Below are 23,808 nucleotides of genomic sequence, written 5' to 3'. Positions count from 1 at the left end.
TCTTGAAACTTCTATACGGTTCCGGGTTGACTGTCGTCCATGCGTACCCGATCCGCCCGTCTCACCGGCGTCCTGCTGCTGACCCCGGTGCTCACCCTGGCCGGACCCGTGCCGGCCGGCGTCGCGGCGCCCGCGGTCGAGACCGCCACTCCCGCCGAGGACGCCCCGGCCGCCTCCTCCCGCCCTGACCCGGCGGTAACCCTCGCCGCCGCCGGCCTGGAGCCGGCCGGTGGCCTGGAGACCGCGAAGACCACCCGTCCGGTCGCCCCAGGGCTCGACCTCACCTCCTTCGACCGGTACGACGCCGCCGGCTGGCTGCGTGCCGACGCCCTCACCGCCGATCTCTCCGGCGGTGTCACCGTGGACTACGTCAACTCCGGCGTGGTCACCCGGGACGAGCCGCTGCGCGCCGCGGTGGACCGCTCCCGGGCGGTGGCCGCCGTCAACGGCGACTTCTTCGACATCAACGCCTCCGGCGCCGCGCAGGGTATCGGCATCCGCTCCGGCGAGCTGATCCAGTCACCGGTCGCCGGGCACACCAACGCCGCCGCGATCAGCCCTCAGGGGCTGGGCCGGATCATCCAGATCGGCTTCGAGGGCAGCGCGGTCCTGCCGGCCGGGCCGGTCTCGCTGACCCAGTTCAACAACATGGTGCAGCGCGACGGCGTCGGCGTCTTCACCCCGCTCTGGGGCACGTACCCCCGCCAGCGCCCGGTGGAGGGCGCGGCCCGGGTGGTCGAGGTGACGGTGACCGGCGGCCGGGTCGCGACCGTGGCCAGCACGGCGGGCGAGGGGCCGATCCCGGCCGGCACCACGGTGCTGCTCGGCCGGGAGGCGGGGGCGGACGCCCTCGCCGCGCTGCGCCCCGGCGACCCGGTCGATGTGAGCTGGCGGCCGAAGGCCTCCGACGGGAGCAGCCCGCACGCCGCGGTCGGCGGCGGCAACGTGCTGGTCCGGGACGGCGTGGTGCAGAGCATCGCCGACCAGAGCCTCGCCCCGCGCACCTCGGTCGGCTTCTCCGCCGACGGCCGCAAAATGATCATGCTGACCGTCGACGGCCGGCAGGTGGACAGCCGCGGCGTCACCCAGACCGAGATGGGTCGGATGATGCTCGAACTGGGCGCGGCGAACGCGCTGAACCTCGACGGCGGCGGCTCGTCGACCCTGCTCGCCCGGGAGCCCGGCGCGGCCGCCGTGCAGGTGGAGAACAGCCCCTCGGACGGCAGCGAGCGGCCGGTGCCGAACGGCCTGGCCATCTACGCCCCGCAGGGCAGCGGCCGACTCACCGGCTACTGGCTGGAGACCGCGATCGACCCGACCGCCGCGCCGGGCGTCGCCCCGATCCGCGGTGGCCGGCCCGACCGGGTCTTCCCCGGCCTCACCCGCCGGCTCACCGCCGCCGGCTACGACGAGACGTACGGGCCGGCCGCCGGCGCGCCGCACTGGCGGGCCAACCCGGCCGCCCAGGGCAAGGTGGACGACTCGGGCGTCTTCCGGGCCACCCGCCCCGGCCGCAGCACCGTCACCGCCTGGCACGGGGAGGCGCGGGGCACCCTCGACCTGACCGTGCTCGGCCCGCTGGACCGGATCGACGCCACCGTCGACCGGCTCGGGCTGAACGATGCGGGCGACGCCGGCCTGTTCGGCGTGGTCGGCTTCGACGCCGAGGGCAACACCGCGCCGATCGAGCCCGCCGACCTGCGCCTGGAGTACGACCCCGACCTGCTCACCGTCACCCCGACCGCGGACGGCAACCTGTCGGTCAAGGCGCTCGGCGGTACCGGCTCCGCCCTGGTCACCGTCCACGTCGGCACGCGTACCACGGTGCTCCCGGTGACGGTCGGGCTGACCGACGTGCCGGTGGCCGGTTTCGACGACGCGGCGTCGTGGAAGTTCAGCCAGGCCCGGGCCAGTGGCGCGGTCGCCCCCGCGCCGGGCCACACCGGCACCGGCCTGCGGATGTCGTACGACTTCAGCCAGTCCACCGGCACCCGGGCCGCGTACGCCGACCCGCCGGCCTGGATCGAGGTGCCCGGCCAACCGCAGGCGTTCGGCATGTGGATCAAGGGCGGCGGCACGGGGGAGTGGCCGAGCCTGCACCTGCACGACGCCCAGGACACCCAGTTCGTGCTGCGCGGCCCGTACATCACCTGGACCGGCTGGCGGTACGTCGAGTTCGAGGTGCCGTCCGGCGTGCAGTACCCGGTCCGGGTGCGCCGGTTCTACGTGGCCGAGACCGACCCGGACAAGCAGTACAAGAGCGAGGTCGTCATCGACGACCTGGTGGCGCGGGTGCCGCCGACCGTGCAGACGCCGGCCGAGGAGAACCGGACCGACCGGGTGGTGCTGCGGGACGGCACGGTGGACGGCGCGCCCTGGCGGTTCGCGGTGATGTCCGACGCCCAGTTCGTCGCCGCCGACCCGGACAGCGACCTGGTCGCCCAGGCCCGCCGTACGCTCCGCGAGATCCGGGCGGCGAAGCCGGACTTCCTGATCATCGACGGGGACTTCGTGGACACCGCGTACCCGGCGGACTTCGCGCTGGCCAAGCGGATCCTGGACGAGGAGCTGGGCGGCGAACTGCCGTACTACTACGTTCCCGGCAACCACGAGATCATGGGCGCGCCGATCGACAACTTCCGTGGCGTCTTCGGCGACACCTCGCGGGTCTTCGACCACCAGGGCACCAGGTTCGTCACGCTGAGCACCGCCACCGGCTCGCTGCGCGGCGGCGGCTTCGACCAGGTGGAGCTGCTGCGGCACACCCTGGACGCGGCGGCCGCCGATCCGGCCGTCGGCTCGGTGGCGGTGCTCTTCCACCACCCGCCCCGCGACCCCAGCCCGGCCCAGGCCAGCCAGCTCGGTGACCGGAAGGAGGCGGCCCTGGTGGAGCAGTGGCTGGCCGACTTCCAGCACCGCACCGGCAAGGGCGCGCTGATGGTCAACGGGCACGTCGGCACGTTCCACGCCGGCCGGGTGGACGGCGTCCCGTACGTGATCAACGGCAACTCCGGCAAGAACCCGTCCACCCCGCCCCAGCAGGGCGGCTTCACCGGCTGGACCGAGTTCGGCGTGGACCCGGTGACCCCGCAGGAGGCCGAGCGGGCCCGCCGCGACCCGCTCGCCGCGGGGCCGGAGTGGGTCGAGGCGGAGTTCCACGCCCACGTCGACCGCCTCGCCCTGGCCGCCCCGGCGAGCGCGCCGGTCGGCGTTCCGGTGCCGGTGAGCGCCACGCTCACCCAGCCCGAGGGTCGTACCGTCCCGGTGGCCGCCCCGGTCAGCGCCGACTGGTCCGGCTCGCCGAACCTGCACATCGGCGGCGCGGACGGGGTGAAACCCTGGCACGTGGCCCGCTTCGATCCGGCGACCGGCGTGCTGACCGCGCTGCGTCCCGGCGCGCAGGTGCTGCTCGCGGTGACCGTCAACGACGTACGCGCCGAGGCGACGGTGACCCTGACGGCGGCGGAGGCGCCCGCCGCCTGAGGTGGAAGCAGGGGCCCCTTGTTAACACCAGTTGTTAACAAGGGGCCCCTGCTCTACCGGAGGCGTTAACAGGGGGCCCCTCCTTACACCTCAGAAGTCGCCGTCGGCGACCTGGAAGACGGTCAGGCCGAGCGAGCGCCACATCCGGACCACCTGCTGCCGGTCGTCGAACACGCCGACCACCCGGTACCGGTCCCGGACCTCCCGCTCGTAGAACTCCTGCTTGACCACCGCGTCCTTGCGGTGGTCGCCGACCGCCCGCAGGTGCAGCGCCAGGTACGGCACCTGCACGTGCCGGTCCAGCCAGGCCATTGTGTCGGCTCGGGCCGAGGCGTCCCGCCCCGAACAGAAGACCACCCCGTGTCCGGCCGCGTGCATCGCCCGGACCGCCGCGATCACCGCCTCGTTCGGCACGTCCTCCGCGACCCGGGTCATGTCGTACGGGCTGCGCGACACGTTCAGCGCAATCGTCCCGTCGATGTCGACCAGCACGATGTCCGGCCGTTCGCTCCGCGCCTGCTGGACCCGGGCCGGGCCGCCGGTGCGTACGGTCGGGATCGGCAGCGGCAGCGGGCGGTTGGCCAGGAAGCGCTCGTGCAGCCGGCGGATCGCGGCCTCGCCGACCCGGTCGATTTCCGGGCGCGCGGCGTCCCGCCGCAGGCACTCCTCCAGCGGCACGTCGGTGAAGTCGTGCACCTCGAACGCGGCGCCGAAGCGCTCGGCCAGTTCCGCCCAGTCGCGCAGGGTGCGGGAGCGCAGGTTGGTGTCGTCCACGCAGACGCTCACCCGGGCCGCCAGCAGCGCCTCCACCTGCGCCCGCTGGACCCGGGTCACCTGCCCCTCGGCCCACTGGGTGAAGAGCCGCTCGCCGTGCAGCATCCGGCGCAGGTCGTCCCGGTTGACCCGGACCACACCGGGCTGGAGGCGGCGGGCGAAGGTGGTCTTGCCGGAGGCGGGCAGCCCACGGGTCGCGATCAGGCGGAACATCCCCCTCACCCCCGGTCCGTCCGGTCCCGGTCCCTGCCGGGGCTCACCGTACGCCCCGCGAATGCCCGTACACCCGGTGGGAATGCGTACCGGGGGGCGAGCGTTGCGCCTGCCGGACCCGCTGTGCGGCCCGCTCGCCGGGCCGGCGTACGCCCATGGCACACTGGTCAATCGGCCACCGGTTCCGGTTCACGCCCGAGCCCGTCGGGGACGACGGGCACCGACGGCGACCCGGCGACCACCGACGAAAGGACCGAGGCGACATGAAGCCCAACATCCACCCGGAGTACGTGACCACCGAGGTCCGCTGCTCCTGCGGCAACACCTTCACGACCCGCAGCACCGCCAAGGGCGGTCAGATCAGCGTCGAGACCTGCAGCGCCTGCCACCCGTTCTACACCGGCAAGCAGCGCGTCCTCGACACCGCCGGTCGGGTCGCGAAGTTCCAGCAGAAGTACGCCAAGGTTCAGGCCAAGAAGGCCAAGTAGCTGCTCCGACGACGCCCGTGTCCGGCCTCGCGCCGGGCGCGGGCGTTCGTCCGTTTCCACCCGGTTGTCGCCATCCGCCGTCCGCTTCCCGTCGTCGCCGAAGGAGCATCAGCAGCATGAGCAGTGAGCGCCTGGCCACACTCCTCGACGAGTACGCCGAGTTGGAGAAGCGGCTGGCCGACCCCGCCATCCACGCCGACCAGGGCACCGCGCGCCGGGTCGGCCGGCGCTACGCGGAGTTGGTCCCGCTGCACAAGGCCGCCGGCGAGCTGGAGCAGGCCCGTGCCGACCTGGCCGCCGCCCGCGAGCTGGCCGCCGAGGACCCGGCCTTCGCCGCCGAGGCGGAGAGCATCGCCGCGTCCCTGCCGGCGTTGGAGGAGAGGCTCGCGGAGCTGCTGATCCCGCGCGACCCGCACGACGCCAAGGACGTCATCGTCGAGATCAAGGCGGGCGAGGGCGGCGAGGAGTCCGCCCTCTTCGCCGGTGACCTGCTCCGGATGTACACCCGGTACGCCGAGCGGCACGGCTGGACCACCGAGGTGATCGACTCGCAGGAGTCCGACCTCGGCGGGGTCAAGGACGTCTCCCTGGCGATCAAGACCAAGGGCGTGCCGGAGGGTGGCAACGGGGTCTGGTCCCGGCTCAAGTGGGAGGGCGGCGTGCACCGGGTGCAGCGCGTCCCGGTCACCGAGTCCCAGGGCCGGATCCACACCAGCGCGGCCGGCGTGCTGGTGCTGCCGGAGGCCGAGGACGTCGACGTCACCATCGACCCGAACGACCTGCGGATCGACGTGTTCCGGTCGTCCGGGCCCGGCGGTCAGTCGGTCAACACCACCGACTCGGCGGTCCGGATCACCCACGTGCCCACCGGGATCGTGGTCTCCTGCCAGAACGAGAAGTCGCAGCTCCAGAACCGGGAGCAGGCGATGCGGATCCTGCGCGCCCGGCTGCTCGCCGCAGCCCAGGAGCAGGCCGACGCGGCCGCCTCGGACGCCCGCAAGGCGCAGGTGCGCACCGTGGACCGGTCGGAGCGGATCCGCACGTACAACTTCCCGCAGAACCGGATCACCGATCACCGGATCGGCTACACGGCGTACAACCTGGACCTGGCCCTGGCCGGTGAGCTGGACGGCGTGCTGGCCGCCCTCGCCGAGGCCGACCGCACCGCCCGCCTGGCCGGCGAGACGGAACTGACCCGCCGCTGACCCCCGCACGCGCGGTCTCCGGCAGGGAGGCCCCGGGTCAGGAGGCGCGGAGGCGGTCCTTCGCGCGCAACATCTCCCGGTCGGCGAGCTCGAACGCGGTGCCCAGCGCCTCCCGGACGCTCACTCCGGTGGCGCCGCTGACCTCGGCGAAACCGATGCTCACCCCGACCGGGGTGCCGGGGACCAGCGTCTCCCAGTCCTCGGTGCGTACGGCGGCCTGGATCCGGCGGGCCACCTCGGCCGCCTCGGCCATCGCCGTATCGGGCAGCACCACCACGAACTCGTCACCGCCGTAGCGGGCCACGAAGTCGCCCCGGCGCATCACCCGGTTGATCACCCCGGCGATCCGTTGCAGCACCAGGTCGCCGGAGTGGTGGCCGTGCCGGGTGTTCACCGCCTTGAAGCCGTCCAGGTCGCAGACGCCGATCACCACCCGCTCGCCCCGGGCCACCACCGCCCCGATGTAGCGTTCCAGCCGGCGCCGGTTGGGCAGCCCGGTCAGCGGGTCGGTGAGCGCCTCGCCCTCGTACCGGGCGGCCTCGCGGCGCATCTCCTCGTGGTCGATCCGGGCGGCGATGCCGTCGATGTAGACGTCCCGCAGCCGGTCGCTGCGCTGTGTCGCCAGCCGGAACGCGTGCCGGTCGGCCCGGTGCGCGCCGGCGTGGTCACCGGCCCAGGCCAGGGCGATGCTGCGCAGCCGGGGCGGTTCGGCCGCGCCCAGCGTCTCGGCCGAGACCCGGGTGGTGTCCAGCCGGGCCACCGCCTCGATCGGCCGGCCGTCGGCGACGGCCAGGCAGACCTGACCGAGTTCGCGCAGGTCGCGGGCGCGGGCACTGTCCCCGCCGTGGCCGAGTAGCCGGGCGGGATCGTCGTCGCCGCCGGACTCCACCCGGTCGCCGAGCGCGGCCCGCCGGGCGGCGGCGTAGCCGTACGCGGCCAGGCTGCTCGGCCGGATGTTGCCGGCCCGCCCCAGGCGGAGGAATCGGCTGAAGTCGCCGGCCACGTCGCGGAGCACCCGCAGGCAGCCGTCGCTGTCGCCGTGATGGTCCAGTGCGACGGCGTTGCGCAGCCGGATGCCGGGGGCGGCGAACGTCTCCTCCGGGATGCCGGCGGTGAGCCCCACCTGGCGGGCGCGCTCGATCGCGCCGAGCGCGTGCCCGTGGAAGCTCAGGTAGGAGTACGCCATCGCCAGGTCGTGCCAGCCCCAGGCGGTGTCCCGGTCCGGGTCGTCGTCGGCGGTCAGCGCCCGGGCCGCCTTCACCAGGTGGGTGACGCAGCGGTCCAGCGCACCCTGGTGGTGGGCGGCGAGCGCCGCCAGGGCGTTGAGATGCCCGTACAGGTACGGCTCGGCCAGGTCCCGGACGGCGGCGGACGCCTCCTCGATGGCGCGGGTGAACTCGGCCGTCCGACCGAGGTTGATCAGCGCGGAGAGGCGCTGGACCAGCGCGTCGGCCCGCGCGTACGGGTCGGTGGTGGTCCGGATCACGCGGTCGAGAAGGACGCAGGCCTCCGCCGAGCGGCTCATCTCCTGCAACTCCCGGGCGCGCCGGAGGGCGTCAACCTGGTCGTCGACCCGGTCGAGCCAGCCCACTCGGACCTCCCTGTCAATGTGGGTCACGGCGCACCCGCTCGTGCGGCGGCCCGCGACGCTTCATGATTATGTCGTGACCTTCCTCCCGCAACACCCGTCCAAAGGGACAGAACGCGAGCGCCCCTCGCTGGCGGTCGCCCGGTCGGCCCGGGTCCTGGCGGCGGCCGGGATCGAGGCGCCCCGCGCGGAGGCCGAGCAGCTCACCGCGTACGTGCTGGACGTGCCGCGGGGCCGGCTGGCGCTGGCCGACGGCCTTACCCCGGACCAGCGCGACCGGCTCGACGCGCTGGTGGCTCGCCGGGCGGCCCGGGAACCCCTCCAGCACCTCACCGGCTTTGCCGGATTCCGGCACCTGGAGCTGGCGGTCGGCCCGGGGGTCTTCGTACCCCGTCCGGAGACCGAGCTGCTCGCCGGCTGGGGCGTCGAGCAGGGGCGGCGGCTCGGGTCCCCGCTGGTGGTGGACCTGTGCTCCGGCTCCGGCGCGATCGCCCTGGCGGTCGCCCAGGAGTTGCCCGGGGCCCGGGTGGTGGCAGTGGAACGCTCCCCGGAGGCGCTGGCCTGGCTGCGGCGCAACGTCGCGGACCGGGCCGCCGCGGGAGACACCCCGGTGGAGGTGGTGGCGGCCGACGTCACGGATCCGGAGCTGCTCGCCGATCTGGTTGGCCGGGTCGACGTGCTGCTCTGCAACCCGCCGTACGTGCCGCGGTCGGTGGTGGTGCCGCCCGAGGTGGCCGGGTACGACCCGGACGAGGCGGTCTTCGGCGGCGCGGACGGGCTGGACGTGATCCGGCCGGTGGTGGCCCGGGCGGCCGAGCTGCTCCGGCCCGGCGGTGTGCTCGGCGTCGAGCACGACGACACCCACGGGACGGCGGTGCCCGCGCTGCTCGCCGGCGACGGCCGGTACGAGCGGGTCGAGGAGCATCGCGACCTGGTCGGGCGTTCCCGGTTCGCCACCGCGTCCCGCCGGGCGGACGGCCGGCACGTCGAGCCCGACCCGGCGTGGCAGACTGGCTCCTCGTGATGCTCTACGACTGTCGGTCGCCCGCCGACCGGGATCGCGGCATCGCCGCTGCCATCGAGGCGGTCAAGAACGGCGAACTCGTCGTCCTGCCGACCGACACGGTCTACGGCATCGGTGCCGACGCCTTCACCCCGTACGCGGTGAAGGCCCTCGCGGACGCCAAGGGTTCCCGGCAGGCGCCCCCGGTGTTGATCGGTTCCCGGCACACCCTCGACGGCCTGGTCTTCACGCTGCCCCGCGCGGCCCGCGACCTGGTCGAGGCGTTCTGGCCGGGCGCGCTGACCATCGTGGTGGAGCACTCGCCGAGCCTCGCCTGGGACCTGGGCGACTCCAGCGGCACGGTGGCGGTGCGGATGCCGCTGCACCCGGTGGCGCTGGAGGTGCTGCGGGAGACCGGCCCGATGGCGGTGGCCTCGGCCAACAAGCTCGGGAAGCCGGCCGCGCTCACCGCCGAGGAGGCTCGCGAGCAGCTCGGCTACGGCGTCCGCGCCTACCTGGAGGCCGGCCCGGCCGTGGATCCGGTGCCCAGCACCGTCGTCGACCTCACCGGTGACGTGCCCCGGCTGCTGCGCCAGGGCGCCGTGTCGCTGGCGCAGCTGCGCGACGTGGTGCCGGACATCCTCGATGAGCAGGGGGTCTGAGTGCCGCCGTTCACCGTCCTGCACGTCTGCATGGGCAACATCTGCCGGTCGCCGATGGCCGAGCGGCTGCTGGCGCTCGCCGTCCAGCAGCGGCTGCGCCGCCTCGGGGTGGACCCGGCGGGCGCCGACGAGCTGGTGCACAGCCACAGCGCCGGCACCGGCGGCTGGCACGCCGGCGAGGAGATGAACCCGCCGGCTGCCCGGCAGGTGACCTCGCGCGGTGGCGCGGTGGCCGGCTTCGCTGCCCGTAAGCTCCGCTCCGACCTCATCGACGCCGCCGACCTGGTCCTCACCGCCACCGCCGACCAGCAGGAGTACGTCGTGGCGCTGCGGCCGGACGCCGCCGCCCGCACCTTCGTGCTCGGCGAGTTCGGCCGGCTGCTGGGCGGGGTGGAGCGGTCCGGGCTGCCTCCGGTCGAGCCCACCCCGGCGGCGGTGTACGCCCGGGGCGTGGCCCTGGTGGCCGCCGTGGACGCGGCCCGGCAGGGCGCCGGGGCGCTGCCCACCGACGATCTCGACGATCCGTGGGGCCGGGGGGACCAGTGCTTCACCCGGGTGGCCGACGAGATCGAGGAGACCGTGCACCCGCTGGCCGCCGCGCTGCTGCCCTGAGTCTCCGGAAGGTTCGCCCGTAGGGAGTTCTGTCCAGGTTCATCCTTCCTCGCGAAATTTCTGCGGCTTTGGGAGAAGGTGGCGGTGTAAGGCCGGATTCCGGTCATTCTGAACGGGTCTCGTACCGCCGGCTCCTGCGGGGAGAGCTGATGAACCGGGCCCATCTCAACAAGCTGTTCACCGTCCTGCTCGCCGGCGTGCTCGCCGGGCTGACCCTGGCCGCGGCCGCGCTGCCGGCCGCGCTGGTGTTCGGGGTCGGCTTCAAGGGGCTGATGCCCTACGCCGAGCTGCCGGAGTCGCTGCGCGCGCCGCAGCCGGCCCAGCGTTCCAACCTCTACGCCAACGACGGCCGCACCCTGATCACCTCGTTCTATGTCGAGGACCGGGTGGACGTGCCGGTCAGCGAGGTGGCGCCGGTGATGCGGCAGGCCATCGTGGCCGCCGAGGACGTCCGCTTCTACCAGCACCACGGCGTCGACGTACGCGGGGTGGCGCGGGCCCTCACCGCCAACCGCGACGGCGGCACCCGGCAGGGCGCCTCCACGTTGACCATGCAGTACGTGCGTAACGCGTTGGCCAGCGATCCCCGGCTCTCCGAGGAACAGCGGGCGAAGGCGACCGAGATCACCGCGGGCCGCAAGATCCGGGAGATGCGGTACGCGCTGGCCCTGGAACGCGAGCTGAGCAAGGACGAGATCCTCAGCCGCTACCTGAACATCGCGTACTTCGGCGCCGGCGCGTACGGCATCGCCGCGGCCAGCAAGCGCTACTTCTCCACCACCCCGGCGAAGCTGACCCTGCCCCAGGCGGCGCTGCTGGCCGGGCTGGTCCGCTCGCCCGACAGCGACGACCCGATCAACGGAAACGCCGACGCCGCCCTGACCCGCCGGACGTACGTGCTGGACCGGATGGTGGAGACCGGGCAGATCAACCCCGTCGACCGCGACCGGGCCAGGGCCACGAAGCTGGACCTGCGGCCCAGCACCACGCCGAACGACTGCGCCGCCGTACCGGCCGAGCACAACGACTGGGGATTCTTCTGCGACTGGTTCACCCAGTGGTGGAACGCCCAGCCCGCCTTCGGGAAGTCGCTGGAGGAGCGGCAGCGGACGCTGCGCCGGGGCGGCTGGTCGATCGTCTCCTCGCTCGATCCCGACGTGCAGGCCAAGACCATCGAGCAGGTGCTGAGCATCTACGCCGTCACCAACCAGCGGGCCGCCCCGACCGCCGTGGTGCAGCCCGGCACCGGCCGGGTGCTGGCCATGGCGGTGAACCGCAACTACAGCGTCGCCGAGAACCCGGACGGGCAGGAGAACTACCCGAACACCGTCAACCAGCTCGTCGCCGGGGGCGGCGGGATCGTCGGCTACCAGGCCGGCTCGACCTTCAAGCTCTTCACCCTGCTGGCCGGGCTGGAGTCCGGGCTGCCGCTGGCCACCGAGTACGACGCCCCATCCGTGTTCGTCAGCAACTACGCGACCGGCGCGGGGCCGGCCAGCTGCGGCGGCCGGTGGTGCCCGTCCAACGCCAACCCGGACTGGATGGACGGCCCCCGGACCATGTGGAGCGCCTTCGGCCGGTCGGTGAACACCTACTTCGCCTGGCTGAGCCAGCAGGTGGGGGCGGACCGGGTGGTGGAGATGGCCGAGCGGCTGGGCATCGTGCTGCGCGCACCCGACGACGCCCGGCTGGCCCGCGAGGGGGCGCAGAGCTGGGGGCCGTTCACCCTGGGCGTCGTCGACACCACGCCACTCGACCTGGCCGGGGCGTACGCGACGGTGGCGGCCGAGGGGATCTGGTGCCGGCCCACTCCGGTGACCTCCATCGCCGACTCCTCCGGCCGGAAGGTCGCCGCCGGCGGCCCGGACTGCCGGCAGGTGCTCGACACCGACGTGGCCCGGGCGGCGGCGGACGCGTCCCGCTGCCCGGTCGGGGACCAGTCGATGTACCGGCGCTGTGACGGCGGCACCGCCGAGGAGCTCCAGCGCGCGGTCCGTCGCCCGCTGGGCGGCAAGACCGGCAGCTCGGACCGGAACGCGACGGAGACGGTGGTCGCCTTCACCCCGCAGCTCGCCATCGCCACCATCGCCGCGAACCCGGACGATCCCCGGGACGCCGTGGGTGGCGGCGTGCAGACCCGGCAGATCGCCGCCGTGGGCCAGGTGCTGTCGTACGCGCTGCGCGATCAGCCGGTACGGGACTTCGTCCCGCCCAGCCAGGCGGTCGCCTTCCAGCGCACCGGCCCCCGCACCGGCAACTGAGACCGGGTGCCGAGGCTTCGCAGGGCTACCGGTGGGCGGCTCCGTAGACTCCTTCGCTGTGGAGAACGTGAGGGAAGCCTTCTGGGGGCCGGACTTCCAGCAGCTCAGCGCCGTCGATCCGGAGATCGCCGGGGTGGTGCTGGGGGAGTTGGCGCGGCTGCGCGGCGGGTTGCAACTGATTGCCAGCGAGAACCTCACCTCCCCGGCCGTGTTGGCCGCGCTCGGCTCCACGCTGACCAACAAGTACGCCGAGGGCTACCCGGGCCGGCGGTACTACGGCGGCTGCGCCGAGGTGGACCGGGCCGAGGAGATCGGCATCGCCCGGGCGAAGGAACTGTTCGGCGCCGAGCACGCCAACCTCCAGCCGCACTCGGGCGCCAGCGCGAACCTGGCCGCGTACGCCGCGCTGGTACAGCCCGGGGACACCGTGCTGGCGATGGACCTGCCGCACGGCGGCCACCTCACCCACGGCAGCCGGGTGAACTTCTCCGGCAAGTGGTTCCACGCGGTCGGCTACCGGGTCCGCCCGGACACCGAGCTGATCGACTACGACGAGGTACGCGACCTGGCCCGGGCGCACCGGCCCAAGATGATCATCTGCGGTGCGACGGCGTACCCGCGGCTGATCGACTTCGCCCGGTTCCGGGAGATCGCCGACGAGGTCGATGCGTACCTGATGGTGGACGCGGCGCACTTCATCGGGCTGGTCGCCGGTGGGGCGATCCCGTCCCCGGTGCCGTACGCCGACGTGGTCTGCGCCACCACCCACAAGGTGCTGCGGGGCCCGCGCGGCGGCATGATCCTGTGCCGGGAGGCGCTGGCCGCCCGGATCGACAAGGCGGTCTTCCCGTTCACCCAGGGCGGCCCGCTGATGCACGCCGTCGCGGCCAAGGCGGTCGCGCTGCGCGAGGCGGCCCAACCCGAGTTCCGCGCGTACGCTGCCCAGGTGATCACCAACGCCCGCGCGCTCGCCGAGGGGCTGGCCGCCGAGGAGATGCGGCCCGTCTCCGGTGGCACCGACACCCACCTGGCCCTGATCGACCTGCGTGCGCTCGGGGTGACCGGGGCGGACGCGGAGGCGCGCTGTGACGCCGCGCGCATCACGCTCAACAAGAACGCGATCCCGTACGACCCGGAGAAGCCGATGGTCGCCTCCGGTTTGCGGGTGGGCACCCCGAGCGTCACCACCCAGGGCATGCGGGAGGGCGAGATGCGGCGGATCGCCACGCTGATCGCCCGGGCGGTCCGCACCGACCCGGCGGCCCCCGGGGGCGCCGACGAGCTGACCCGGATCGCCGCCGACGTGACCGAGCTGGTCACCGCCTTCCCGGCGTACCCCCGTGGCTGAGCCTGGGGCGCGCGCGGCGGAGGCGACCGCGGACCGTGGCTGGCGGCTGCGGCACCTGCCGGTGCTGCTGATCGCGTCGGTGGTGCTGGCCGCGGCGGCGGCGGTGGTCGGCGGGGTGAGCCGGGGCGCGGACGGCGCGCTCGGCGCGGCGCTCGGCGTCGCGGTCACCGCGCTCAGCTACACGCTCACCACGGTCGTGCTGGCCTGGGCCGACGCCCGCGACCCGCAGCTGGTGCTGCCCTTCGGGCTCGGCGTCTACGTCGCCAAGATGAGCCTGCTCGGGGCACTGATGGTGCTGGTCGCCTCGACGGGGTGGGCGGGGCTGATCCCGCTCTGCCTGGGCATCGCGGCGGGCGTGGTGGTCTGGACCGGGGTGCACATCTGGTGGCTGACCACCGTCCACGCCCGGCGCTCCGGTCGCTGACCGCCCCCGGGCATCGACGGGGCCGTCTCATCTTTCGGACGGCGCGCCGGTGTGTCCGCGATCGGTCATTCTCTCAGTGGCGGGAGGGGAGTACGGTGCCTCCAGAAGACTTCGCCCTCCCGTGTCCCACACAACCAGGTTGTGCGGGGGGTGAGGCACAGCCTCGTCTTCTCGACTGATATCGTTCGCCCCGTCATGGCCGATGACCAGAAACCCCCCAGCGCTGGCGGCCCGGGCGACGTTCCGTCCGGTGCCGGTCAGGGCTGGACCGCGCTCAGCTATCTGATCGCGGGCATGCTCGTGTGGGGGTTCATCGGCTGGCTGGTCGACCGTTGGCTTGATACCAGTGGCATCGCCACGGGCATCGGGATCGTGCTCGGCATGGCCGGGGGAATCGTCCTGGTCGTGCGCAAGCTCGGCACGCCTCAATAGGAAGGGACGCGGTGTTCGGACAGGCGAACGTCCTTGCACAGGGCGCGGCAAACTTTCCTCCCAGCGTGGAGGACTTCTACCTGCCCAGCATCCTGCCCTGGGGTGCGCACAACTCGTACTGGTTTACCAAGATCACGTTCATGGTCTGGCTGGCGGTCGGGATCCTGATCCTGTTCTTCCTGCTCAGCTACCGCAACCCGCAGCTCGTGCCGACCAAGAAGCAGTGGTTCGCCGAGTCGATCTACGGCTTCGTGCGGAACAACATCGCGGTCGACATGATCGGGCACCAGGGCGTCCGGTTCGCGCCGTACTTCACCACGCTCTTCTGTTTCGTCCTGCTGACGAACTTCTTCGCGATCGTTCCGTTCTTCCAGATCTCGCCGAACTCGCACATCGCCTTCCCGGCGTTCCTCGCGTTGATCAGCTATGTGCTCTTCAACTGGGTGGGCATCAAGCAGCACGGCTTCGGCAAGTACTTCAAGAACGCGCTGATCCCGCCCGCGCCGTGGTACATCCTGCCGCTGCTGATCCCGATCGAGGCGTTCTCGACGTTCCTGGTCCGGCCCTTCTCGCTGGCCGTCCGTCTGTTCGCCAACATGTTCGCCGGACACATGCTCCTGCTGGTCTTCACGCTCGGCGGCTTCGCGATGCTCAACGCCACCGCGTTGTTGAGCCCGGTCTCGGTGCTCTCCTGGGTGATGACCGTCGCGCTGACCTTCCTCGAGTTCCTGGTCATCTGTCTGCAGGCCTACGTCTTCACCGTGCTGACCGCCAGCTACGTGCAGGGCGCGCTCGCCGAAGAGCACTGATCCACTTCTCACCAACCGTTGTCGTCCCGCGTGACAGTCACGCGTGATAACCAGGAGGAACACACCAATGGACGTTCTCGCCGCGGTAACGGGCAGCACCGCCGCCATCGGCTACGGTCTGGCCGCCATCGGCCCGGGCATCGGCGTCGGCCTGGTCTTCTCGGCTTACATCCAGTCGACGGCCCGCCAGCCGGAGTCGTCCCGGATGACCCTGCCGTACGTCTGGATCGGCTTCGCCGTCATCGAGGCGCTGGCCCTGCTCGGCGTCGCCTTCGGCTTCGTCTGGGCCGGGAACGCCGCCTGATCCCGTCCCTCTGATCGGGAGGCCTTCCATGTACTTCCTCGCCGAGGCTGCTGAACACAACCCCATTCTGCCGATCTGGCAGGAGATCGTGGTCGGTAGCATCGCCTTCATCGTGCTCTGCTTCGTGCTGATGAAGTTCGTCTTCCCGCGTATGGAGCAGACGTTCCAGGCCCGGGTCGACGCGATCGAGGGCGGCATCAAGCGCGCCGAGGCCGCCCAGGCCGAGGCCAACCAGCTGCTCGAGCAGTACCGGGCACAGCTGGCCGAGGCTCGGACGGACGCCGCCAAGATCCGTGACGACGCCCGGGCCGACGCCGAGGGCATCCGCCAGGACATCCTCGCCAAGGCGAGGGAGGAATCCGACCGGATCATCGCGGCCGGCAAGGAGCAGCTCGTCGCCGAGCGGGCCACCATCGTCCGCGAGCTGCGGGCCGAGGTCGGCACCATCGCGGTCGACCTGGCCAGCAAGATCGTCGGCGAATCGCTCGCCGAGGAGGCGCGTCGCAAGGGCACCGTCGACCGGTTCCTGAGCGGTCTCGAGAGCACGGGGGCCCGCTGATGCAGGCCGCCAGCCGGGAGTCGTACAAGGTCGGGGCCGAGCGTCTCGACGCGTACGTCCGCGGCGCGGAGCCGTCGGCGGTGGCCGCCACCGCCGACGACATCCTCTCCGTCGCCGCTCTGCTGCGGCGCGAGCCGCGGCTGCGCCGGGCGCTGTCGGACCCGGCCCGCTCGGGTGAGGACCGCGCCGGGCTGCTCACGGGCATCCTGACCGGCAAGGTCGGCGGCGACGCGCTCGACCTGCTCACCTCGCTGGTCTCCGGCCGTTGGTCGGCACCGTCGGAACTGCTCGACGGCACCGAGCGGCTGGGTGTCGAGGCGCTCCTGGCGAGCGCCGACAAGGCCGGCGAGCTGGGCGAGGTCGAGGACGAGCTGTTCCGCTTCGGGCAGGTCGTCTCGGGCTCCGCGGACCTGTCCAACGCGCTCTCCGACCCGATGGCCCCGGCCGAGCGGCGGGCCACGCTGGCCGGTGAGCTGCTCGCCGGCAAGGCCCGACCGGTCACCGTCCGCCTCGTCGAGGCCGCGCTGGCCGGCTTCGGGGGACGCTCCTTCGTCGGAGCGCTCACCCGGCTGGTCGAGCTGGCCGCCGACCGGCGGGACCGCCAGGTCGCGTACGTGACCGTGGCGGCCCCGCTGAGTGACGAGGAGGAGCGACGCCTGGGTGCCCGCCTCTCCGCGATGTACGGTCGAGAGGTTTCCGTCAAGCAGACGGTCAACCCCGAGGTGCTCGGTGGGGTGAGCGTGCGGGTCGGCTCCGACCTGTACGACGGCACCGTCCTGCGCCGCCTCAACGAGACCCGTAACGCGCTCGCGAAGCGCTGACCAGCGCCTCCGTAGCCCTGATTCGACGCCATCGGACCGGTCGGTACTAGGTATCCCGGGCCCCTGATACTTGAAGGAAGCAGAGGATGGCCGAGCTGACCATCTCGACGGAGGAGATCCGTGGCGCCCTTGAGCGCTACGTCTCCTCCTACACGGCCGACGTCTCCCGCGAGGAGGTCGGCACCGTCGCCGACGCCGGCGACGGCATCGCCCACGTCGAGGGTCTGCCCTCGACCATGACCAACGAGCTCCTGGAGTTCGAGGACGGCACGCTCGGTGTGGCGCTGAACCTCGACGTCCGGGAGATCGGTGTCGTCGTCCTCGGTGACTTCGGCGGTATCGAGGAGGGGCAGCGCGTCAAGCGCACCGGCCGGGTGCTCTCGGTCCCGGTCGGCGACGCCTTCCTCGGCCGCGTGGTCAACGCGCTCGGCCAGCCGATCGACGGCCTCGGCGAGATCCCGAACGAGGGCTACCGCGAGCTGGAGCTCCAGGCTCCGAACGTGATGTCCCGCCAGTCGGTGTTCGAGCCGCTGCAGACCGGCCTCAAGGCCGTTGACGCCATGACCCCGATCGGCCGCGGCCAGCGCCAGCTGATCATCGGTGACCGGAAGACCGGCAAGACCACGGTCGCCCTGGACGCCATCCTCAACCAGCGGGAAAACTGGCGCTCCGGCGACCCGACGAAGCAGGTCCGCTGCATCTACGTCGCCGTCGGCCAGAAGGCCTCCACCATCGCCTCCATCAAGGGGACGCTGGAGGAGGCGGGCGCGATGGAATACACCACCATCGTCGCCTCCCCGGCCTCCGACCCGGCCGGCTTCAAGTACCTCGCCCCGTACACCGGCTCGTCCATCGGCCAGCACTGGATGTACGGCGGCAAGCACGTCCTGATCGTCTTCGACGACCTGAGCAAGCAGGCCGAGGCATACCGGGCCGTGTCGCTGCTGCTGCGCCGCCCGCCGGGCCGCGAGGCGTACCCGGGTGACGTCTTCTACCTGCACTCCCGGCTGCTGGAGCGCTGCGCCAAGCTCTCCGACGAGCTGGGCGGCGGCTCGATGACCGGTCTGCCGATCATCGAGACCAAGGCGAACGACATCTCGGCGTTCATCCCGACCAACGTCATCTCCATCACCGACGGCCAGATCTTCCTGGAGACCGACCTGTTCAACCAGGGCGTCCGGCCGGCCATCAACGTCGGCACCTCGGTCTCCCGGGTCGGTGGCGCCGCGCAGGTGAAGCCGATGCGGAAGGTCGCCGGTTCGCTCCGGCTCAACCTGGCCCAGTACCGCGAGCTGGAGGCGTTCGCCGCCTTCGCCTCCGACCTGGACAAGGCCTCCCGCGCCCAGCTGGATCGCGGTTCCCGCCTGGTCGAGCTGCTCAAGCAGTCGAACTACGCGCCGTACCCGGTGCAGGAGCAGGTCGTCTCGGTCTGGGCCGGCACCGAGGGCAAGCTGGACGACATCCCGGTCGGCGAGGTCCGCCGCTTCGAGTCGGAGTTCCTGCAGTACCTCCGGCACAAGCACGCGGGCATCCTGGCCGCGATCGCCGACAACAAGTGGGACGATGACATCATCGGCTCGCTCGACTCGGCCATCACCGAGTTCAAGCAGGTCTTCCTGGGCAAGGAGGACGAGGTGCGGATCAACGAGGCCCCGGCCAAGCCGCTGGAGGGCGAGGAGAACCGCGAGACGGTGACCCGCTTCCGCGACGGTGCGACCGACCGCCCGGCTGAGAGCTGACGATGGCCGCCCAGGTTCGCGTTCTTCGTCAACGGATCCGCTCGGCGAAGTCGATGAAGAAGATCACCAAGGCGATGGAGCTCGTCGCGACGAGCCGGATCGCCAAGGCCCAGGCCCGGGTGGAGGCGTCGCTGCCGTACGCCCAGGCCATCACGGGGGTGCTCACGGCGCTGGCCTCCAACGCGCGGATCGACCACCCGCTGCTCACCCCGCGTGAGCGGGTGCGGCGGGCGGGCGTCCTGCTGATCACCAGCGACCGTGGCCTGGCCGGTGGTTACAGCTCCAACGCCATCAAGACCGCGGAGTCGCTGATCGCGCGGCTGCGAGGCGAGGGCAAGGAGCCGGTGCTCTACGTCATCGGCCGCAAGGGCGTGACCTTCTACCGGTTCCGTAACCGGGACATCGAGGCGAGCTGGACCGGCTTCTCCGAGCAGCCGTCCTTCTCCGACGCTCGGGAGGTGGGCGAGACGCTGATCAAGGCGTTCACCGCCGGCGCGGACGACATGGACGGCGGGCCGGGCGCGGACGGCGTCCTCGGCATCGACGAGTTGCACATCGTCTACACCGAGTTCAAGTCTCTGATGACCCAGACGCCGGTGACCCGGATCATCGGTCCGATGCAGGTCGACGAGCGGCCGCGGTCGGAGGCCCCCCAGGGGCTGCTCCCGGCGTACGAGTTCGAGCCGGAGGCGGAGGCGCTGCTCGACGCGCTGCTGCCGAAGTACATCAACACGCGGATCTACGCGGCGTTGTTGGAGTCGGCGGCCAGCGAGTCGGCGGCCCGGCGGCGGGCGATGAAGAGCGCCACCGACAACGCCGAAGAGATGATCGACAAGTACACGCGTGAGATGAACTCGGCCCGCCAGGCCGGGATCACCCAGGAGATCAGTGAGATCGTCGGCGGCGCCAACGCGCTGGCCGCGTCGGGAAGTGAAGTGTGATGACTGCCCCAGTAGAGACCAAGACGGCCACCGGTCGCGTGGTCCGGGTCATCGGCCCGGTCGTCGACGCCGAGTTCCCGCGCGACGCCATGCCGGACCTGTTCAACGCCCTGCACGTCAACGTGACGCTCTCCGGCGGTGAGAAGACGCTGACCCTGGAGGTCGCCCAGCACCTGGGTGACAACCTGGTCCGCGCCATCTCGATGCAGCCGACCGACGGCCTGGTCCGTGGCGCCGAGGTCGAGGACACCGGCGCGCCGATCAGCGTTCCGGTGGGCGACGCGGTCAAGGGCCACGTGTTCAACGCGATCGGCGAGTGCCTCAACCTCACCGAGGGCGAGACGCTGAACCCGGACGACCACTGGCAGATCCACCGCAAGGCCCCGGCCTTCGCGGACCTGGAGCCGAAGACCGAGATGCTGGAGACCGGCATCAAGGTCATCGACCTGCTCGCTCCGTACGTCAAGGGCGGCAAGATCGGCCTGTTCGGCGGCGCCGGCGTGGGCAAGACGGTGCTCATCCAGGAGATGATCACCCGCGTGGCCCGGAACTTCGGTGGTACGTCGGTCTTCGCCGGCGTGGGTGAGCGCACCCGTGAGGGCAACGACCTCATCGCCGAGATGACCGAATCCGGCGTCATCGACAAGACCGCGCTGGTCTACGGCCAGATGGACGAGCCGCCGGGCACCCGGCTGCGCGTCGCCCTCTCCGCGCTGACCATGGCGGAGTACTTCCGCGACGTGCAGAAGCAGGAGGTGCTGCTCTTCATCGACAACATCTTCCGCTTCACCCAGGCCGGTTCCGAGGTCTCCACGCTGCTCGGCCGTATGCCGAGCGCCGTGGGTTACCAGCCGACCCTGGCCGACGAGATGGGCGAGCTCCAGGAGCGGATCACCTCCGTCCGGGGCCAGGCCATCACCTCGATGCAGGCGATCTACGTGCCCGCCGACGACTACACCGACCCGGCGCCGGCCACCACGTTCGCCCACCTGGACGCGACCACCAACCTGGAGCGGTCGATCTCCGACAAGGGCATCTACCCGGCCGTGGACCCGCTGGCGTCCTCGTCCCGGATCCTTGCCCCGGAGTTCGTCGGCCAGGAGCACTTCCAGGTCGCCAGCGAGGTGAAGCGGATCCTGCAGCGCTACAAGGACCTGCAGGACATCATCGCGATCCTCGGTATCGAGGAGCTCTCCGAGGAAGACAAGATCACCGTGCAGCGCGCGCGGCGGATCGAGCGCTTCCTGTCGCAGAACACCTACGCCGCCGAGCAGTTCACCGGCGTGCCGGGCTCGACGGTCCCGATCAAGGAGACCATCGAGGCGTTTAAGAAGATCAGCGAGGGCGAGTACGACCACTTCCCCGAGCAGGCCTTCTTCATGTGCGGTGGTCTGGAGGACCTGGAGCGCAAGGCGAAGGAGCTGATGGAGGGCTGAGACCCCCGTCACAATTGTGTGAAGGCCGCCCTGGCATCGTCGGGGCGGCCTTCGCCTGTCCAGGCCCGCTGTCACCAGCGGCCCGGTACGCGGGAGGACGGTTCCGCCGACCGCGCGGTACCGTTCGTGACACGACTTCACGTCAGGCTTTGGATTCCTTGCAACGAAACGGTTCCGTGCGCCCGTCTGCCAGTCGTGGGCGTGACGATTGGAGATGCTCGTGGGTAAGGCCGGCGGGAGCCGCGGCAAGCGGTCCATCTGGTGGGGTGTGCCGAGATGGGCCAAGGCGTGCACCATTCTCGGCGTGGTCCTCATGATGCTCAGCGGCAGTGTGTTGGTGGGCTACCAGGCCCTGGTGGCCCGCTACGAGGGCGCGATCGGTAAGGGGGACCTCTTCGGCGACGAGGCGGCCGGCGCGGTCGAGAAGAAGAGCGACATCAAGGGCCCCCTCAACATCCTCATGGTCGGCATCGACCCCCGCAAGCCGGAGGCGCGGCCGCTGTCCGACTCGATCATGGTGCTGCACGTGCCGGCCGGCCTGGACCGGGCGTACCTCTTCTCGCTGCCGCGCGACCTACGGGTCGACATTCCGAAGTTCCCGAAGGCGAACTACCCGGGCGGCAACGACCGGCTGAATGCCGCCATGTCGCACGGCAGCGTGGTGCCCGGGCAGAACCCGGACGCCGCGCAGGGCTTCGAACTGCTCGCCAAGACCGTCCAGAAGGTCACCGGGATCAAACGCTTCGACGCCGGCGCGATCATCAACTTCAACGGCTTCCAGAAGATCGTCGACGCGATGGGCGGCGTCGACATGTACATCGAGCGGGAGGTGCGGTCGGAGCACCGCCAGCCCGACGGCAAGATGCGCCAGCTGAAGCCGGGCGGTGGCGGCTACCTCGGCCCGCAGGCCAAGTACGAGAAGGGCAACGCCCACCTCAAGGGCTGGCAGGCGCTGGACTACGTACGCCAGCGCTATCCGAAGAACGGCGTGCCGGACTCCGACTACGGCCGGCAGCGGCACCAGCAGCAGTTCGTCAAGGCGATGGTGAGCCAGGCGTTCAGCGCCGACGTGGTGACCAATCCGCTCAAGCTGGACCGGGTGCTCCGCGCGGCCGGCGAGTCGCTCATCTTCAACGGTCGCGGCAACAGCGTGATCGACTTCGGGTTGGCCCTGAAGAACATCCGGCCCGACGCCATCGAGACGATCAAACTGCCGGGTGGGCCTGTCACCAGCAGCTCGGGGAAGTATCAGGGCGAGCAGCTGCTGTCGGGGGCCGACGACTTCTTCGCGGCGCTGCGCGACGAACAGCTCGACGCGTTCCTGCTGGAGCATCCCGACTTCAAGCAGAAGACCCGCTAGCCTGAGCGCCAGCGCACCCGCGCGGGTGCCGAGGCCGGTGACGTGTCGCAGGTCTCGGCACCCGCGTTGGGTGGCGCTCGGGCCCGCGACTAGACTTTCGGCAATCCGCCGCCGCAGCAAGGAGACAGCGTGGCACAGCAGCTTCACGTCGAGCTCGTAGCCGTCGAGGAGAAGGTCTGGTCCGGCGAGGCCGAGATGGTCGTCGCCCGGACGACCGAGGGTGAGCTGGGTGTGCTGCCGGGGCACGCGCCTGTGCTGGGCCAGCTCGCCGAGCCCAGCCAGATCCGCATCAAGCAGCCCGGCGGCCAGCAGCTCGCGTACGACATCGCCGGCGGCTTCCTGTCGGTGACCGGTGAGGGCGTCACCGTCCTCGCCGAGAGCGCCTCCCCGGCCACCCCGGCGCGCTGAGCCGACCCGCCGATGGAGATCGTGGAAGGGATCGGAATCGGCGTCGCGGTCGTGTTCGCCGCGCTCGTGATCCTCTTCGTCCGGCGGGCCCTGTTCACCCGTAGCGGAGGCATCATCCGCCTCAGCGTCCGCGTTTCCACGATCCTCGACGGCCGAGGCTGGTCGCCCGGCTTCGGCCGCTTCGTCGGCGACGAGCTCCGCTGGTACCGCATGTTCAGCTTCGCCCTGCGGCCCAAGCGGGTGCTCTCCCGCAAGGGGCTTGCCGTGGAGCGCCGCCGGCTGCCCGAGGGGCAGGAACGGTTCTCCATGCCGGCCGACTGGATCATCCTGCGCTGTACCAGTCACCACGCGCCGGTGGAGATCGCCATGGCACGATCCACGGTCACCGGCTTCCTCTCCTGGCTCGAGGCCGCCCCGCCCGGGGCGGCCTCGCCGCGTCTGGCCTCCCAGGACTGGCCCGCCGCCTAGCTTCCGGCTGCGTGACCGGTCCGGTGCCACCCGGCCCCGTCGTCCACCGTGCCGAGGCTGCGGTATCGGCCGTAGCCCGCCGGATGGGCGCGGCGGCACCCCCTGCTCCCGCATCATGCGGCGCCTTCCGCCCGCCACCCATGTCTCGTGTACGCCATCGCGCCGGGTTTCGTTCGCCTAGGTCGCACCCCTGGCACCGCCGGGTATTGCCGGCTCGGTCCGTTTCCGTGTCCGCCTGCCCGTCCGGCCTCTGCGGGGCCGTGGTCGACTCCGTGTGGGGGATGTGGCGGTGCCGGCGGGTGCCGGATGTCGGGCTTCTGAGCCCGTCCGCCTCCACTAGGTCTTGATCGACTCCGTGTGCGGCATGTGGTGGTCTCGGCGGGGCCGGTGACCACCGTTTGCGGCACCTGGAGTGGATCACGGAGCTTTCAGGATCACTCGGCGCCTGTTTTGCGCCGGACGTCCGGTTC

General features: G+C 71.7%; 22 protein-coding genes. 20 read left to right on the top strand and 2 right to left on the bottom strand.

Annotated features, from left to right (window positions below):
- Window positions 1-39 precede the first annotated feature (39 nt).
- The gene (locus GA0070604_RS26280; protein ID WP_091124233.1) at window positions 40-3,483 is read left to right on the top strand and encodes a phosphodiester glycosidase family protein; all 3,444 of its coding nucleotides are present in this window, start codon (window positions 40-42) and stop codon (window positions 3,481-3,483) included.
- A gap of 90 nt (window positions 3,484-3,573) precedes the next feature.
- Here the strand turns inward: GA0070604_RS26280 and GA0070604_RS26275 are convergent, their stop codons facing one another.
- A complete protein-coding gene (locus GA0070604_RS26275) occupies window positions 3,574-4,470 on the bottom strand; it encodes a phosphatase domain-containing protein (RefSeq protein WP_091124228.1) in 897 nt (298 codons plus the stop codon).
- Between the two features lie 263 nt (window positions 4,471-4,733).
- Here GA0070604_RS26275 and rpmE point away from each other — a divergent pair, with 263 nt between their 5' ends.
- Both rpmE and prfA read left to right on the top strand, forming a co-directional pair.
- Window positions 4,734-4,958, top strand: a complete 225-nt coding sequence (gene rpmE / locus GA0070604_RS26270) for a 50S ribosomal protein L31 (RefSeq protein ID WP_073834647.1) — start codon at window positions 4,734-4,736, stop codon at window positions 4,956-4,958.
- Window positions 4,959-5,074: 116 nt separating this feature from the next.
- On the top strand, window positions 5,075-6,163 hold the full coding sequence (prfA, locus tag GA0070604_RS26265) for a peptide chain release factor 1 (protein WP_091124226.1): 1,089 nt from the start codon (window positions 5,075-5,077) through the stop codon (window positions 6,161-6,163).
- Between the two features lie 37 nt (window positions 6,164-6,200).
- Here the strand turns inward: prfA and GA0070604_RS26260 are convergent, their stop codons facing one another.
- Window positions 6,201-7,754 (bottom strand): GGDEF domain-containing protein, encoded by a 1,554-nt coding sequence (locus tag GA0070604_RS26260; RefSeq protein ID WP_091124222.1) that lies wholly within the window; start codon window positions 7,752-7,754, stop codon window positions 6,201-6,203.
- Between the two features lie 73 nt (window positions 7,755-7,827).
- Here GA0070604_RS26260 and prmC point away from each other — a divergent pair, with 73 nt between their 5' ends.
- The 17 genes from prmC (at window position 7,828) to GA0070604_RS26175 (ending at window position 23,338) form a co-directional block, all read left to right on the top strand.
- A complete protein-coding gene (gene prmC / locus GA0070604_RS26255; RefSeq protein ID WP_244162088.1) occupies window positions 7,828-8,775 on the top strand; it encodes a peptide chain release factor N(5)-glutamine methyltransferase in 948 nt (315 codons plus the stop codon).
- Entirely contained in the window at window positions 8,775-9,416 is a 642-nt protein-coding gene (locus tag GA0070604_RS26250; RefSeq protein WP_091127424.1) for an L-threonylcarbamoyladenylate synthase, read from the top strand. The genes prmC and GA0070604_RS26250 overlap by 1 nt, the downstream gene beginning before the upstream one ends.
- Window positions 9,417-10,028 (top strand): arsenate reductase/protein-tyrosine-phosphatase family protein, encoded by a 612-nt coding sequence (locus GA0070604_RS26245; RefSeq protein ID WP_091124214.1) that lies wholly within the window; start codon window positions 9,417-9,419, stop codon window positions 10,026-10,028.
- Between the two features lie 149 nt (window positions 10,029-10,177).
- Entirely contained in the window at window positions 10,178-12,289 is a 2,112-nt protein-coding gene (locus GA0070604_RS26240; RefSeq protein WP_091124210.1) for a transglycosylase domain-containing protein, read from the top strand.
- 58 nt (window positions 12,290-12,347) lie between these two features.
- The gene (locus tag GA0070604_RS26235) at window positions 12,348-13,637 is read left to right on the top strand and encodes a serine hydroxymethyltransferase (protein WP_279615707.1); all 1,290 of its coding nucleotides are present in this window, start codon (window positions 12,348-12,350) and stop codon (window positions 13,635-13,637) included.
- Window positions 13,630-14,061, top strand: coding sequence for a hypothetical protein (locus GA0070604_RS26230; RefSeq protein WP_091124206.1), 432 nt, complete (start codon window positions 13,630-13,632; stop codon window positions 14,059-14,061). The genes GA0070604_RS26235 and GA0070604_RS26230 overlap by 8 nt, the downstream gene beginning before the upstream one ends.
- Window positions 14,062-14,256: 195 nt before the next feature.
- Window positions 14,257-14,493, top strand: coding sequence for an AtpZ/AtpI family protein (locus tag GA0070604_RS26225; protein WP_091127422.1), 237 nt, complete (start codon window positions 14,257-14,259; stop codon window positions 14,491-14,493).
- 11 nt (window positions 14,494-14,504) lie between these two features.
- Window positions 14,505-15,302, top strand: a complete 798-nt coding sequence (atpB, locus tag GA0070604_RS26220) for a F0F1 ATP synthase subunit A (RefSeq protein ID WP_091124203.1) — start codon at window positions 14,505-14,507, stop codon at window positions 15,300-15,302.
- A gap of 67 nt (window positions 15,303-15,369) precedes the next feature.
- Window positions 15,370-15,606 (top strand): ATP synthase F0 subunit C, encoded by a 237-nt coding sequence (locus GA0070604_RS26215; RefSeq protein WP_091124200.1) that lies wholly within the window; start codon window positions 15,370-15,372, stop codon window positions 15,604-15,606.
- A gap of 28 nt (window positions 15,607-15,634) precedes the next feature.
- Complete coding sequence (locus tag GA0070604_RS26210) at window positions 15,635-16,165, top strand: F0F1 ATP synthase subunit B (protein ID WP_091124196.1); 531 nt, start codon at window positions 15,635-15,637, stop codon at window positions 16,163-16,165.
- Entirely contained in the window at window positions 16,165-16,986 is an 822-nt protein-coding gene (locus GA0070604_RS26205; protein WP_091124191.1) for a F0F1 ATP synthase subunit delta, read from the top strand. The genes GA0070604_RS26210 and GA0070604_RS26205 overlap by 1 nt, the downstream gene beginning before the upstream one ends.
- Window positions 16,987-17,072: 86 nt before the next feature.
- Window positions 17,073-18,725, top strand: coding sequence for a F0F1 ATP synthase subunit alpha (gene atpA / locus GA0070604_RS26200; RefSeq protein ID WP_091124187.1), 1,653 nt, complete (start codon window positions 17,073-17,075; stop codon window positions 18,723-18,725).
- 2 nt (window positions 18,726-18,727) lie between these two features.
- On the top strand, window positions 18,728-19,666 hold the full coding sequence (locus GA0070604_RS26195; RefSeq protein WP_091124183.1) for a F0F1 ATP synthase subunit gamma: 939 nt from the start codon (window positions 18,728-18,730) through the stop codon (window positions 19,664-19,666).
- Window positions 19,666-21,102: a F0F1 ATP synthase subunit beta gene (atpD, locus tag GA0070604_RS26190; RefSeq protein WP_091124179.1), complete on the top strand. Its 1,437-nt coding sequence runs from the start codon at window positions 19,666-19,668 to the stop codon at window positions 21,100-21,102. Before GA0070604_RS26195 ends, atpD begins: the two co-directional genes overlap by 1 nt.
- A gap of 214 nt (window positions 21,103-21,316) precedes the next feature.
- Entirely contained in the window at window positions 21,317-22,462 is a 1,146-nt protein-coding gene (locus GA0070604_RS26185) for an LCP family protein (RefSeq protein WP_091124176.1), read from the top strand.
- Window positions 22,463-22,591: 129 nt separating this feature from the next.
- On the top strand, window positions 22,592-22,870 hold the full coding sequence (locus GA0070604_RS26180) for a F0F1 ATP synthase subunit epsilon (RefSeq protein WP_091124174.1): 279 nt from the start codon (window positions 22,592-22,594) through the stop codon (window positions 22,868-22,870).
- 12 nt (window positions 22,871-22,882) lie between these two features.
- Window positions 22,883-23,338, top strand: a complete 456-nt coding sequence (locus tag GA0070604_RS26175; RefSeq protein WP_091124170.1) for a DUF2550 domain-containing protein — start codon at window positions 22,883-22,885, stop codon at window positions 23,336-23,338.
- The last annotated feature ends 470 nt before the right edge of the window (window positions 23,339-23,808 follow it).

It is taken from the genome of Micromonospora eburnea, assembly GCF_900090225.1.
In the GTDB taxonomy this organism is placed as follows: domain Bacteria; phylum Actinomycetota; class Actinomycetes; order Mycobacteriales; family Micromonosporaceae; genus Micromonospora; species Micromonospora eburnea.
The sequence above is the reverse complement of the archived record's forward strand: the minus strand, read 5'-3'. Positions and strand labels throughout refer to the sequence as shown.

What these genes read in the sequence shown, in the direction of transcription:
- atpD (WP_091124179.1), top strand. Translation starts at nt 19,666, where the DNA reads ATGACTGCCCCAGTAGAGACCAAGACGGCCACCGGTCGCGTGGTCCGG.
- GA0070604_RS26240 (WP_091124210.1), top strand. Translation starts at nt 10,178, where the DNA reads ATGAACCGGGCCCATCTCAACAAGCTGTTCACCGTCCTGCTCGCCGGC.
- prfA (WP_091124226.1), top strand. Translation starts at nt 5,075, where the DNA reads ATGAGCAGTGAGCGCCTGGCCACACTCCTCGACGAGTACGCCGAGTTG.
- GA0070604_RS26195 (WP_091124183.1), top strand. Translation starts at nt 18,728, where the DNA reads ATGGCCGCCCAGGTTCGCGTTCTTCGTCAACGGATCCGCTCGGCGAAG.
- GA0070604_RS26250 (WP_091127424.1), top strand. Translation starts at nt 8,775, where the DNA reads ATGCTCTACGACTGTCGGTCGCCCGCCGACCGGGATCGCGGCATCGCC.
- GA0070604_RS26275 (WP_091124228.1), bottom strand. Translation starts at nt 4,470, where the DNA reads ATGTTCCGCCTGATCGCGACCCGTGGGCTGCCCGCCTCCGGCAAGACC.
- GA0070604_RS26280 (WP_091124233.1), top strand. Translation starts at nt 40, where the DNA reads ATGCGTACCCGATCCGCCCGTCTCACCGGCGTCCTGCTGCTGACCCCG.
- GA0070604_RS26215 (WP_091124200.1), top strand. Translation starts at nt 15,370, where the DNA reads ATGGACGTTCTCGCCGCGGTAACGGGCAGCACCGCCGCCATCGGCTAC.
- rpmE (WP_073834647.1), top strand. Translation starts at nt 4,734, where the DNA reads ATGAAGCCCAACATCCACCCGGAGTACGTGACCACCGAGGTCCGCTGC.
- GA0070604_RS26175 (WP_091124170.1), top strand. Translation starts at nt 22,883, where the DNA reads ATGGAGATCGTGGAAGGGATCGGAATCGGCGTCGCGGTCGTGTTCGCC.
- GA0070604_RS26225 (WP_091127422.1), top strand. Translation starts at nt 14,257, where the DNA reads ATGGCCGATGACCAGAAACCCCCCAGCGCTGGCGGCCCGGGCGACGTT.
- atpA (WP_091124187.1), top strand. Translation starts at nt 17,073, where the DNA reads ATGGCCGAGCTGACCATCTCGACGGAGGAGATCCGTGGCGCCCTTGAG.
- GA0070604_RS26185 (WP_091124176.1), top strand. Translation starts at nt 21,317, where the DNA reads ATGCTCGTGGGTAAGGCCGGCGGGAGCCGCGGCAAGCGGTCCATCTGG.
- GA0070604_RS26210 (WP_091124196.1), top strand. Translation starts at nt 15,635, where the DNA reads ATGTACTTCCTCGCCGAGGCTGCTGAACACAACCCCATTCTGCCGATC.
- GA0070604_RS26205 (WP_091124191.1), top strand. Translation starts at nt 16,165, where the DNA reads ATGCAGGCCGCCAGCCGGGAGTCGTACAAGGTCGGGGCCGAGCGTCTC.